Below are 12,706 nucleotides of genomic sequence, written 5' to 3' on the forward strand. Positions count from 1 at the left end.
GTGCCGGCGCCCCGGCACCCCCCACCCGCACTCCAAGGAGCTTTCCGTGCCCTCGTCCGAGACCCAGTCCGTGCTCACCGACCCGACGGCGACCGCCGCCTCGCGCAGCGACCTCATCACCGCCGTCCCGACCCCGTTCCTCGCGGACGGGTCGCTGAACGTGCCGGGCACGAAGCGCCTCTTCACCGCCCTCGCCGCCCGTGACATCGATGGCGCGTTCGTCGCCGGCACCACCGGCGAGTTCACCACCCTCGAGGACGACGAGCGCCTCGCCGTCCTGGAGGCCGGGCTCGAGGCCTTCGGCGCCGAGCGGGCCTACCTGCACGTCGGCGCCGCGCACACCCGGCACGCCGTCAAGCTGACCCGGGCCGCCGTCGCCCTTGGCGCCCGCAAGCTCGCCGCGATCACCCCGTACTACTTCCCCGCGCCGCTGGACGCCGTCGTGGACTACTTCCGCCAGGTGGTCGACGCCGCCGGGGGCGCCGCCGTCTACGCCTACCTGTTCACCGCCCGCACCTGGACGGTCTTCCCCCACGACGCGCTGGGTCGCCTCGCCGAGGTCGGCGTGACCGGCGTGAAGATCTCCGGCGAGTCCGACGAGTCGGTCTCCGCCTACCTCGCCAACGCCCCGGCCGGCTTCGAGGTGCTCTCCGGCAACGACATCGCCTACGGCGAGCTCGTCGCGGCCGGTGGCCAGGGCATCATCTCCGGCGTCTCCTCCGTCTTCCCGCAGCCCTTCCTCAACTTGCGCGGTGCCCTGCGGGCCGGCGACGCCGACGGCGTCAGCGCCGCCAAGGAGGACGTGGCCCGCGCCGTCGGGCTCGTCCGCGCCGGCAGTCTCACCCACCTCAAGGCGGGCCTGGAGCTCCAGGGTCTCCCGGCCGGCCCGGTGCGCGCCGGCGTCGAGCCCATCTCCGACGACGACCGCGCCGCCATCGCGCGGGAGCTCGAGCGATGGAACAAGTGACCACGCCCCCGACGACCGGGCACCGCGAGCCGGAGCAGGCCGAGCCCGCACTCGATGAGAAGCACGTCGCGCCCGCCTCGCGCCGCCTCGAGCTGCTCATCGCGGTGCTGGCGGTGGCGCTCGCCGTCGTCGTCCTGGTGCTCAGCCAGGGCATCGAGTCCCGGGTCGACTCCGGTGGCCTGGCCCCGAGCTGGTGGCCCGCCGTCCTGGCCGGCAGCGCGCTCGCCATCTCCCTGGCGCTGCTCGTCCTCGCGCTGGTCCGGGCCCCGGGCGAGCGTGAGGACCTCCAGTCCGGGACCCGCGAGGGCCTTTACCGGGTGCTCATCAGCTCGGCGCTCTCGGTGCTCTTCCTCGTCGCCTGGGAGCCGGTCGGCTTCATCATCGCGTGCCCGATCTACCTGGCGGGCCTGCTCGCCACGTACGGGCTGCGCAGCCGCGGGCTGGTCATCTTCCCGGTGGCCGTCACCGCCGTCATCTACGTCCTCTTCGACGTCATCCTGAGGGTTCCGCTATGAGCACACTCCTCGAGGGACTCAGCTCCTTCACCGACCCGACCTTCCTGCTGTGCATGGCTGTCGGCACCGTCCTGGGCCTGCTCGTCGGGTTCTTCCCCGGCGTCACCATGACCATGGCGGTGGCGCTGGCCAGCGGCTTCACCCTCTCGCTCGAGCCCGAGCAGGGCCTGGCCGTGATGCTGACCATCTACGTGGCCGGCCAGTTCGGCGACCGGATCCCGTCGATCCTGGTCAACACCCCGGGCACGCCGGCGTCGATCGCGACCACGCTCGATGGCTACCCGATGGCGAAGAACGGCCAGGCCGGGCTGGCGCTCGTGGTCTCGGCGCTGGTCACCACGGGCGCGCTGCTGGCGAGCATGCTGATGTTCATCCTCATCGCCCGGCCGGTGGCCACGTTCGCCCTGAAGTTCGGGCCCGCCGAGATGTTCGCCCTCGTCCTCTTCGGCCTGACGATCATGATCTCGATCGCCTCGAAGTCGATCCTCAAGGGCCTGCTCGCCGGGCTCTTCGGCCTGATCATCGCGGTCATCGGCCGCGACCCCATCACCGGCGACGCGCGGTTCACCTTCGGCTCCAACGACATGAGCTCCGGGCTGGAGTTCATCGCGGTCATCATCGGCCTGTTCGGCATCGCCGAGGTGCTCGACCAGATGCTCACCCACCGCGCCACCAGCGTGCGGCCCATCTCGAGCCTGGGCCGCTGGTGGCCGAACAGACAAGAGCTCAAGGAAATCGCCAAGCCGACCGCGATCGGCACCGCCGTCGGCCTGGGCGTGGGCATCGTTCCGGCCGCGGGCGGCGACATCGCCGGCCTCGTCGGCTGGGACCGGGCCCGGGCGGCCTCGAAGCACCCGGAGAAGTTCGGCACCGGCTACATCGGCGGCGTCGCGGCCTCGGACAGCGCGTCCAGCGCCACGCTGGGCGGCGCGCTGACCACCACGATGGCGCTGGGTATCCCGGGCGACTCCGTCATGGCCGTGATGATCGGCTCGATGATCATCTGGGGCATCCAGCCCGGCCCGTCGATGTTCACCCAGCACCCGGACATGGTGGTGCTCATCGCGGCGATCATGATCATCGCGACCATCGTCACCGGCGGGCTGAGCCTGCTGCGGACCAAGGGCATGGTCAAGCTGCTCGACATGAAGCCGCAGTACCTGTGGGCGATCATCCTGATCTTCTGCATGGTGGGCACCTACGCCACCACGAACAACCTCTTCACCGTCGCCACGATGTTGGTGTTCGGGTTCATCGGCCTGGCGCTCAAGCGGGCGGCCATCCCGGCCGGCCCGGTGGTGCTGGGCCTGCTGCTCGGTCCGCTCGCGGAGAGCAACCTGCGCCGCGCGCTGCTCATCGGCGGCCCGGAGAGCCTGGTGGGCAGCCCCATCTCGATCGCGCTGCTCGGCCTCACCGTGGTCGTGCTGCTGAGCACGGTGCGTCGCGGCAGGAAGAAGCGTGGCGCGAAGCCGAGCGTGACGGCCGACCAGGACACCGTCTCGGTCTGAGACGGGCACAGAACAGGAGCAGGAACCATGGAGCAGTCGCAGGTGGTCGTCGTCGGCTCGGCCAACGCCGACCTCGTGCTCGACATCGATCACCGGCCCGCGCCTGGCGAGACGATCCTCGCCTCCGACGTCGTCACCACTCCCGGCGGGAAGGGCGCCAACCAGGCGGTCGCCGCCGGGAAGGTCGGCGGGCGCGTCGCGTTCCTCGGGTGCGTCGGCGACGACGACCACGGCCGTCTGCTGCGCGGCTCCCTCGAGGGCGCCGGGGTGGACGCGACCGGGCTGCGCACGGTGGCCGCGCCCACCGGGACGGCGATCATCTCGGTGACCCCCGACGGGGAGAACTCGATCATGGTCTCCCCCGGCGCCAACCGGCACGTCACCCCGGCGATGCTGACCGGGCTGCAGGACGTGTGGGCGTCCGCCGCGGTGGTCGTGCTGCAGCTGGAGATCCCGATGGAGAGCGTCGCCGCGGTGGCCGCCGGCGCCACCGGCCGGGTGGTCCTCAACGCGGCCCCGGCCGCTTCCCTGCCCGCCGAGGTCCTCGCCGTCGCCGATCCCCTGGTGGTGAATGAGTCCGAGGCCGAGTTCCTGCTCGCCGAGGCCGGGGCGGCCGACGGCGCGACCTCGCCCGACGGCGAAGGGGCACCCGGCGGCGACTCCCTCGCCGCCCGGCTTCTCGCCCTGGGCCCTCGCTCGGTGATCCTGACCCTCGGCGCGGCCGGCTCTGTGATCGTGGAGCGGGCGCCCGACGGCGGAGCCCGCCCGCCGGTGTGGGTGCCGGCGCGCCGTGTCGCCGCGACCGACACCACGGGCGCGGGCGACGCGTTCGTCGGCGCCCTTGCCGTCCGTCTGGCCGCGGGCGCGTCCCTGACTGAGGCAGTCGAGCTGGCGACCGCCGTCGCAGCCGTCGCGGTCACCCGCCGCGGCGCTTCGACCTCCTCGCCGACTCTCGTGGAGGTCGAAGCGATGTTCGGCGCTGTCGTATGACGTCCGGCCTCTCGACCTTGCAGGTCAGCACATCTAGCTGGGGAGAGTTCATCCCTTGTCTGGCCAAATCTCCCCATATGTCGAGGCCATGTACTGACCAGCTTTCCCCTAAATACGGACACTCTGATAGACCAATGTCATGACCACTATTCGCCCGCGGATGGGCGTGGTTCTCCCACGCGACCTTCCGTCTCCCCTCGTCCTCGAGTACGCCCGCACAGCCGAGCGGTTGGGCTTCGACGAGCTCTGGGTCGTGGAGGACCTTGGCTACCGCGGCGGACTGGTCCAGGCGACCGCGGTCCTGGGTGTCACCACCCGCATTCGAGTCGGCATCGGCATCCTCCCCGCCGCCGTCCGCAACGTCGCCTTCGCCGCCATGGAGATCGCCACGCTCGAACAGCTCTTTCCCGGCCGCACGGACGTCGGCATCGGCCACGGCATGCCCGGCTGGTTGCGTCAGGCCGGCTGCTGGCCGGAGCGGCCGCTGACGTTCCTCTCCGAGTACGTGACCGCGCTCCGGGCGCTGCTCGGCGGCGCCGAGGCCGGCGGCGTGCGTCTCGATCCCTCGGCGGTGCCCGCCGCCGTGCCGCCGTTGCTGCTCGGGGTACGTGGACCTCGGTCGCTCGCCCTGGCCGGCCAGATCGCGGACGGCACGATCCTGGCCGAGCCCGTCACACCGGAGTACACGGCGGCCGCGCTGGAATCGATCGCACCCACGGGCGAGCACAGTGTGGTGACGTACAACATCGGCGCCGTCGACGACGACCCGCACGCGGCGGTGGAGGCGGTGCGCCCCGGCCTGGAGTGGATCGGCGAGGCGGACTGGGCCCCCCACCTGGCGCCGCTGCCCTTCGCCGAGGAGTTCGCCGCACTGAGGGCCCGGTGCTCCACGCGGGAGGAGTTCGTCGCGCGGATGCCCGAGGAGTGGGTCCGCTTGCTCGCCCTGGCCGGTACTCCCGAGCAGGTGCGCGACCGGATCGACGAGCTCGGCCGCGCGGGCGTGACCTCGAGCCTGTTCATCCCCGCCGGTCCCGACCCCATGGCCGCGCTCACCCGCCTAGCAGCTGTGCTGTGACCACGCGCGACACCGGGTATTGAGGACCGGAGGGGTTCGCCCGGCACCTCCGGCGCGGGGTCACCGCCTTCGCGACCGCCACGAGATCACGCGACGAACCTGAGGCGACGGGGCGGCTCTCCTCGAAGGAGAGCCGCCCCGGGCCCATGGCCGCGCCGCTTCGGTCGCGGCGCGCGAGGAGGTCCTACGACGCCGTGACGACTGCCCCGGATGTGGTGTGCGCGTCCGCCAGGCTCAGCACCTCGTCGAGGATCGCCAGCCCGTCCTCCAGCTCCGCCTCGCTGATGGTGCACGGTGGGACCACGTGGATGCGGTGGTAGTTGTTGAACAGCAGCAGCCCGGCCTTCTTGGCCGCACCCAGCAGCTCGCCCATCGCCGGCGACGACCCGCCGTACGGGGCCAGCGGCTCCTTGGTGTCGCGGTCCACCACGAGGTCGAGCGCCCAGAAGACGCCCAGGCCGCGCACCTCGCCGATGACCGGGTGCCGCTCGGCCATCTCCCGCAGGCGCGGGCCGATGACACGCTCCCCCATCTCGGCGGCGTGCTCGACGATGCCCTCTTCCGCCATCGCCTCGATGGTGCCGACCGCGGCGGCGCAGGCGAGCGGGTGGCCCGAGTAGGTCAGCCCGCCTGGGTAGACCCGCTCGTCGAACGTCGTGGCGATCGCGTCGGAGATGATCACCCCGCCGAGCGGGACGTACCCGGAGTTCACGCCCTTGGCGAAGGTGATGAGGTCGGGCGTCACGTCGTAGTGGTCGACGGCGAACCAGGCCCCGGTGCGCCCGAACCCGGACATGACCTCGTCGGCGATGAACATGATGCCGTGGCGGTCGCACAGCTCGCGCACGCCGGCGAGATAGCCCGGCGGCGGGGGCATGATGCCGGCGGTGCCGGGGATGGTCTCGAGGATGATCGCCGCGATGGTGCCCGGGCCCTCGAACGCGATGATCTGCTCGAGGTGCTCCAGCGCCCGCGCCGACTCCTCCGCCTCGGTGGTGGCGTGGAACGGCGACCGGTACAGGAACGGGCCGAAGAAGTGCACGAACCCGGCGTTGCCGAACTCGTTGGGCCAGCGGCGCGGGTCGCCGGTGAGGTTGATCGCCGTCGTCGTGGCGCCGTGGTAGCTGCGGTAGGTGGACAGCACCTTCTGCCGGCCGGTGTGCAGGCGCGCCATGCGCACGGCGTTCTCCACCGCCTCGGCGCCGCCGTTGGTGAAGAACACCTTGTTCAGGCCCTCCGGGGCGCGCTCGACGATGAGGCGGGCGGCCTCGGAGCGGGCGTCGTTGGCGTAGGACGGGCTGATCGTGCACAGCTTGTCCGCCTGCGCCTTGATGGCCGCGACCACCTTGGGGTGCTGGTGACCGATGTTGGTGTTGACGAGCTGGGAGGAGAAGTCGAGGTACTTGTTCCCGTCGCCGTCCCAGACGTAGGAGCCCTCGGCGCGGGTGACGACCATGGGGTCGAGCGCGCCCTGGGCGGACCAGGAGTGGAAGACGTGGGCGCGGTCGAGCTCGTAGGCGCGCTTCGCAGCGGGGTCGGTGGGTGCGGGCACGGTGGGTGTCTCCTTGATCGCCGTCGTCAGTGGTTCTGCGGGAAGCCGAGGTTGATACCGCCGTGGCTGGGGTCGAGCCAGCGCTCGGTGATGGCCTTGGTGCGGGTGAAGAAGCGCACGCCGTCGACGCCGTAGGCGTGGGTGTCGCCGAACAGCGAGTTCTTCCACCCGCCGAATGAGTAGTAGGCCACCGGCACGGGGATCGGCACGTTGATGCCGACCATACCGACCTCCACCTCCGTCCGGAACTTCCGCGCCGCGCCGCCGTCGTTGGTGAAGATCGCGGTGCCGTTGCCGTAGGGGTTGGAGTTGATGAGCTCGAGCGCCTCCTCGTAGGTCTCCACCCGCAGCACCGACAGCACGGGGCCGAAGATCTCGTCGGTGTAGACGCTCATGTCCGGGGTGACGTGGTCGAGCAGGGTGGGGCCGAGCCAGAAGCCGCCGGCGGCGCCGTCGGGCTGGACGTCGCGGCCGTCGACGACGACGGTGGCGCCGTCGCTCTCGCCGGCGTCGATGTAGCCGGCGACCTTGTCTCTGTGCGGCTTGGTGACCAGCGGGCCCATGTCGCAGTTGCGGCGGCCGTCGCCGATCTTCAGGCCGTGGCTGCGCTCGGCGATCTTGGCGACCAGGTCGTCGGCGACCGGGCCGACGGCGACGAGGGCGGAGATAGCCATGCACCGCTCGCCGGCGGAGCCGAAGCCGGCGTTGACGGCGGAGTCGGCGGCGAGGTCGAGGTCGGCGTCGGGCAGGACGACCATGTGGTTCTTCGCACCGCCGAGGGCCTGCACGCGCTTGCCGTGGGCGGTGGCAGTCTCGTAGACGTACTTCGCGATCGGGGTGGAGCCGACGAAGGAGACGGCCTTGATGTCCTTGTGGGTGAGGAGGGCGTCGACGGCGACCTTGTCGCCCTGGACCACGTTGAAGACCCCGGCGGGCAAGCCGGCCTCGGCGAGGAGCTCGGCCATCCACAAGGAGGCGGAGGGATCCTTCTCGCTGGGCTTGAGGACCACGGTGTTACCGGCGGCGATGGCCATCGGGAAGAACCACATCGGGACCATGGCCGGGAAGTTGAACGGGGAGATCACCGCGACCGGGCCGAGCGGCTGGCGCACGGAGTACACGTCCACGTTGGTGGAGGCGTTCTCGGACATCTCGCCCTTGACCAGGTGGGCGATGCCGCAGGCGACCTCCACGACCTCCAGGCCGCGGGAGATCTCGCCGAGTGCGTCGGAGAGGACCTTGCCGTGCTCGGCGGTGATGATCTCGGCGAGCTCGTTCTTGCGGGCGTTGAGCAGCTCGCGGAAGGCGAAGAGGACCTGGGTGCGCTTGGTCAGCGAGGTGTCGCGCCAGGCGGGGAAGGCGGCTTTCGCGGAGGCGACGGCGGCCGCGACGTCCTGCTCGTCCGCGAAGGCCACCAGGGAGCTGACCTCGCCGGTGGCGGGGTTGAACACCTCGCCGGTGCGGGTGGAGGTGCCGGCGTAGGGCTTGCCGTCGAGCCAGTGCGAGGCGGGGGCTGTGGTGGTGCTCGTGGTGGTGGTCTGCGTGGTGGTCATGGGTTCCCCTTCATGTGCGTTCATGTGCGCGAGATGTCAAGTTCTCCGCGAGATGTCATCTTCTGCGCGCCACGTGCGCGCGAGATGTCATCTTCTCGGCGAGATGTCATCAGTCTGTGCCGCTGTGGTCGCGCGGACCAGAGGCAATGTGTCCGCGTTCACTACGAGATCCGTACACTCTGTCTCCATGCCGATGACAGTGGGCCAGGTGCTGGCCACGCCGGCCGTCCAGGCCGGCCATCCCGAGCTGCTCAGCGCCGCCGACCAGCTCGACCGGCCGGTGCGCTGGGTGCACGTGTTCGAGGGCTCGGACCCCGGCGCGCTGCTCTCCGGCGGGGAGCTGCTGCTCACCACGCTGCTGGCCCTGCCGGATGATCCAGGCAAGCAGCGGCGGTACGTGCGCGCAGTGGCCGGCGCCGGGGCGGCGGCGCTGGTGGTCGAGCTCGGCCGGCGCTTCGCCCGGGTGCCGGGCGTGATGGTGGACGAGGCCGCCGCGGCGTCGCTGCCCGTCGTGGCCCTGCACAAGGTGGTCAAGTTCGTCACCATCACCGAGGCGGTGCACGCGCAGATCGTCGACGAGCAGCACGACCTGCTCACCTTCGCCCGACGGGTGCACGAGGTCTTCACGGAGACCGCCGTCGAGGGCGCCGACGCGCAGGCGATCGTCGAGCGGACCGCGGCGATGGCGGGCTGCGCCGTCGTCCTGGAGGACCTCGCCCACGAGGTGATGGCCCACGCCGGGGCGGGTGCCCGCGTGCTGCGGGACTGGACGGCGCGCTCGCGCGTGGTGGCCGGGTCGGGGACGCGGGAGGTGCCCGAGCACGGGTGGCTGGTCACCGACGTGGGGTCGCGGCAGGGCGTGTGGGCGCGGCTGCTCCTCGCGGGCTCCCCCGATGTACCGCCCGCGGCGGCGCGCATGCTGGTGGAGCGGGCAGCGCAGGCGCTCGCCGTCGCTCGCCTCATGGAGCGGGACGTGGCGGCGCTGCGCGCCCGGGCGCTGAACCGGTTCCTCACCGGCCTTGTGAGCGCCGGGTCTGGCGACGAGGAGGACCTGCGTGCGGCGGCCGAGGTGCTGGGCCTGGCGCGGGCGTCACGGTTCCTGGCGGTGTGCGTCGCCCCCACCCTCCCGACCGACGAGATGTCATCTTCTCCGCGACATGTCATGACGTCTCGCGGAGAAGATGACATGTCACGGAAGGGGGGTGGGGCGGCCGATCACGATCCGCTCGATGGCCAGCGGCGGGAACAGGCGCTCGCCGACGCGGTCGCCACCGCGGCGGCAACTGCGGGGCTGTCGGCGCTGACCGGACCGCTCGAGGACGGCGTCGTCGGGCTGGTGGTGGCACTGACCGAGAAGCTCACGGGTGCCGGCGCGCTCGACCGCCTGACCGCTGCGCTCAAGCCGTCGCGCACGCGCGGCCATGTGGTCGCCACCGCCCGCGAGCGCGACCGCCTCGTCCAGGCCGGCGCGGACCTGCCGGAGGCCAGCTACGTGGCCCGCGCCGCGGCGCTCATGCCGGCACCGCACCGCCAGGACTACTACCGCATCACCGATATTCGCCTCCGTGGTCTGCTCATGCTGCTGGCCGACGACTCCCGGCTCACAGCCTTCGCCGAGCGTGAGCTGGCCCCGCTCCTCGTGCACGACGACCGCCACAGCACCGCTCTCGTCCCTTTGCTGCGGGAGTACCTCGCGGCGGGCGGGAACGTCGCCGGCCTGGCGCGGACCTCGCACCTGAGCCGGCAAGCGCTCTACGCACGGCTGCACACCATCGAACGAGTGCTCGGCGCCGACCTGGGGGACGCCGAGACGCGCACCAGCCTGCACGTCGCGCTGCTGACCAAAGAGGTCGGCGCGCGTGGGGCAGGGAGCCCTCCACCGCCCGCGCGGGATCCAGCCGTGGACTGAGTGACCGTCCGGCGCAGCGCGTTGGCGGACCTCGCTCCCGAAAGCCCCGGCAGTCACAGCAGTCACGCCCGGGTGGGATGCGGCTACGTGGGTGGTGTCAGCGTCGCTGACGTCGGTTCAGCGTGGCCGATCCAGCGTCAGATGGGCATCGGCCCGAGTCGAGCGGGACGCCGACGGGTCTACGAGAGGGCCGATGTGCGCTCGACCATCACCCGATCCGGCGCGGCCCCGCCTGCCATGCCTGCCATGCGCTGCGGACGATGTCCTCGAGGCGGTGCTCGGCCTTCCAGCCGAGCACCTTCCCGATCCGGTCGGGGGAGGCGATGAGCTGGGGCGGGTCGCCGGGACGGCGCGGCTCGACGTCCGCCGTCGTGTCCAAACCCGACACCTCGCCGAGCGTGTCAACGACCTGCCGCACCGAGGCACCCTCGCCGGTGCCGACGTTGAAGACATGCTCGGCGAGCGCGGCGTCGCCCTCGAGATAGTCCATGGCCGCGAGGTGCGCCTGCGCGAGGTCGAGGACGTGGATGTAGTCGCGGATGCACGTGCCGTCGGGCGTGGGGTAGTCGTCGCCGAAGATCTTCGGCCGCTCCCCACGCTCAAGCCGATCGAGCACCATGGGGACGAGGTTGAGCACGGCCGGGTCCCCCAGCTCGGGCCACCCGGCGCCCGCGACGTTGAAGTACCGCAGGGCCGACCACCGCAGCCCCCAGGCCCGCTCGCAGTCGGCGAGCATCCACTCGCCGATGAGCTTGGTCTCGCCGTAGGGGTTGATGGGGCGGCAGTCCGTGTCCTCGGTGACGAGCGCGACGTCCGGCATGCCGTACGTGGCCGCCGAGGAGGAGAAGATCATGTGCTTCACGTCGGCGTTCTCCATGGCGGCGAGCACGTTCGCCAGGCCCCCGACGTTCTGCTGGTAGTACCACGCGGGCCTGGCCACCGACTCCCCCACCTGCTTCTTCGCGGCGAAGTGGATGACGGCGGTGACGCCACGCTCGGCCATGAGCTTCTCGAGAGTCTCTTGCGCACCGGGCCCGGCCACATCGAGCTCGGCCAGGGTGGCTTGGCCCACGCGATCGGCCGCGCCGGTGGACAGGTCGTCGACGACGACGACGTCCTGCCCGCGCTCGAGCAGCAGACGGACCACGTGGGCGCCGATGTAGCCGGCGCCGCCGATCACCAGGGTGCTCATGGCGTCACATTACGGCCGCATCGTTACCGGGCGAGCACCGCAGCGGCTGCTGGCGCTCAGGAACTCCTCAGAAGCTCATGACGCGCGAGTGCTCCCACTGCCCACCCCTCACGGAACGTCGGCACCCAGCGTGACGACGGCACCAGGGTTCACCTCGAGATAGCTCGCCACGCTGTCCGCGGCGAACGCACGGCACAGCGCGTCCAACCGTGCGGCGTCGAGCAGCACGATGGACTGCGCACCGTCGGGGCTGCGCCCGGTGCCGGTGTATGGCGCGGTCATGAACGTCAGGTCCTCGGGGCGGACACTGCGCATCGAGAGCACGAGGTTGCGCATCTCGCCGATGGTGAAGCCCTCGTCCACGGCGACGGTGCGCGCGACCGTCTCGAGCAGGCCGACCAGCGCAACCGGGTCGGTCAGGACGTCTCGCCGGTACGCCGCCTGAAGGATGGAGCGCATCCAGTTCTGCTGGCGCTGGACGCGGCCGAAGTCCCCGCCGGGCACGCCGTACCGCTGCCGCGCGTACGCGAGCGACCCCTCGCCGTCGAGCGTGTGCGTGCCCGGCGGCAGCGCGACGCCGGCGTTGTCCATCCCGTTCGGCATGGTGATCTCCACGCCGCCCAGCTCGTCGGTGAGCTCCGAGAAGGACTCGAAGTCCGCGATGGCGAAGTGGTCGATGTGGATGCCCGTGAGCGCCTCGACCGTCTGGATCATGAGCGGTGGACCGCCGAAGGAGTACGCCGCGTTGAGCTTGTGCGTCCCGTGGCCGGGGATGTCCACCCAGGAGTCGCGCGGGATGGACATGACGTAGGCGTGCTGCCGGTCGCCGGAGACCTGGAGGACCATGATCGCGTCGGTGCGCTGCGCGCCGTAGCTCCACTGGGTGGGATCGCCGGCCGAGATTCGTGAGTCGGAGCCGAGGACCAGGATGTTCACCGCCGCAGACGGCGCTGGGCCGGCCCGATCGCTCGAGTCGGTCCCGGACCCGTTGTCCGGGCGGTCGGTCAGGGACGCGAACGGGTCGTCGATGCGCTCGATGCCGGCCTCGATCCGCCCCTGGATGTACGCGGCGGTCCCGACGAGCCCGGCCACGAGCATGACCACGATGGCAGCGGCGAGCCACAGTGCGACCTTCGTCCGCGAGCGCCGCGGCTCCGTGCTCTCCGGCAGTGCGAGGGCGACGGCTCGAGCGTCGTCGTCGCCTCCCTGTGGTGCGCCAGCCTCTGGGCTCGCCCGGCCGCGATCGACTTCCTCGACGACGGCGGCCGGCTCACCGCGCCGCTCCCCCGCAATACCCACCTTCGCCACCGCCTCTGGTCCCCGACCGAGCGACATCCGTCCCGAATCTCGCTGTGAGTGCCATCCCTACACGGGTTGTGGCCGCGGCGGGCGGGTTTGGTGCTGTTGGTCGACGAGAGCACGTCCACGGGTGCTGACCATGCCGG

The 12,706-nt window shown here is 71.4% G+C and carries 10 protein-coding genes; 6 read left to right on the forward strand and 4 right to left on the reverse strand.

The window, feature by feature from the left end:
• Positions 1 to 46 precede the first annotated feature (46 nt).
• From FE374_RS15025 to FE374_RS15045, 5 genes are all read left to right on the forward strand, one after another.
• Positions 47 to 967, forward strand: coding sequence for a dihydrodipicolinate synthase family protein (locus tag FE374_RS15025; protein ID WP_230978334.1), 921 nt, complete (start codon positions 47 to 49; stop codon positions 965 to 967).
• On the forward strand, positions 955 to 1,482 hold the full coding sequence (locus tag FE374_RS15030; protein ID WP_139929998.1) for a tripartite tricarboxylate transporter TctB family protein: 528 nt from the start codon (positions 955 to 957) through the stop codon (positions 1,480 to 1,482). The genes FE374_RS15025 and FE374_RS15030 overlap by 13 nt, the downstream gene beginning before the upstream one ends.
• The gene (locus FE374_RS15035) at positions 1,479 to 2,990 is read left to right on the forward strand and encodes a tripartite tricarboxylate transporter permease (RefSeq protein WP_139929999.1); all 1,512 of its coding nucleotides are present in this window, start codon (positions 1,479 to 1,481) and stop codon (positions 2,988 to 2,990) included. The genes FE374_RS15030 and FE374_RS15035 overlap by 4 nt, the downstream gene beginning before the upstream one ends.
• A 27-nt stretch (positions 2,991 to 3,017) precedes the next feature.
• Complete coding sequence (locus FE374_RS15040) at positions 3,018 to 3,980, forward strand: ribokinase (protein WP_139930000.1); 963 nt, start codon at positions 3,018 to 3,020, stop codon at positions 3,978 to 3,980.
• A gap of 139 nt (positions 3,981 to 4,119) precedes the next feature.
• The gene (locus FE374_RS15045) at positions 4,120 to 5,055 is read left to right on the forward strand and encodes an LLM class flavin-dependent oxidoreductase (RefSeq protein ID WP_139930001.1); all 936 of its coding nucleotides are present in this window, start codon (positions 4,120 to 4,122) and stop codon (positions 5,053 to 5,055) included.
• Positions 5,056 to 5,239: 184 nt separating this feature from the next.
• Here FE374_RS15045 and FE374_RS15050 read toward each other — a convergent pair whose 3' ends face one another.
• Both FE374_RS15050 and FE374_RS15055 read right to left on the reverse strand, forming a co-directional pair.
• The gene (locus FE374_RS15050) at positions 5,240 to 6,607 is read right to left on the reverse strand and encodes an aspartate aminotransferase family protein (RefSeq protein WP_230978335.1); all 1,368 of its coding nucleotides are present in this window, start codon (positions 6,605 to 6,607) and stop codon (positions 5,240 to 5,242) included.
• Between the two features lie 26 nt (positions 6,608 to 6,633).
• On the reverse strand, positions 6,634 to 8,160 hold the full coding sequence (locus FE374_RS15055) for a CoA-acylating methylmalonate-semialdehyde dehydrogenase (RefSeq protein WP_139930002.1): 1,527 nt from the start codon (positions 8,158 to 8,160) through the stop codon (positions 6,634 to 6,636).
• Between the two features lie 187 nt (positions 8,161 to 8,347).
• Here FE374_RS15055 and FE374_RS15060 point away from each other — a divergent pair, with 187 nt between their 5' ends.
• On the forward strand, positions 8,348 to 10,069 hold the full coding sequence (locus FE374_RS15060; RefSeq protein ID WP_168205718.1) for a PucR family transcriptional regulator: 1,722 nt from the start codon (positions 8,348 to 8,350) through the stop codon (positions 10,067 to 10,069).
• Positions 10,070 to 10,277: 208 nt separating this feature from the next.
• Here the strand turns inward: FE374_RS15060 and galE are convergent, their stop codons facing one another.
• Both galE and FE374_RS15070 read right to left on the reverse strand, forming a co-directional pair.
• A complete protein-coding gene (gene galE / locus FE374_RS15065) occupies positions 10,278 to 11,261 on the reverse strand; it encodes a UDP-glucose 4-epimerase GalE (RefSeq protein WP_139930004.1) in 984 nt (327 codons plus the stop codon).
• A gap of 108 nt (positions 11,262 to 11,369) precedes the next feature.
• Positions 11,370 to 12,569, reverse strand: a complete 1,200-nt coding sequence (locus FE374_RS15070) for an LCP family protein (RefSeq protein ID WP_230978336.1) — start codon at positions 12,567 to 12,569, stop codon at positions 11,370 to 11,372.
• Between the last annotated feature and the right edge of the window lie 137 nt (positions 12,570 to 12,706).

Source organism: Georgenia yuyongxinii (assembly GCF_006352065.1).
GTDB classification, from domain to species: Bacteria; Actinomycetota; Actinomycetes; order Actinomycetales; family Actinomycetaceae; genus Georgenia; species Georgenia yuyongxinii.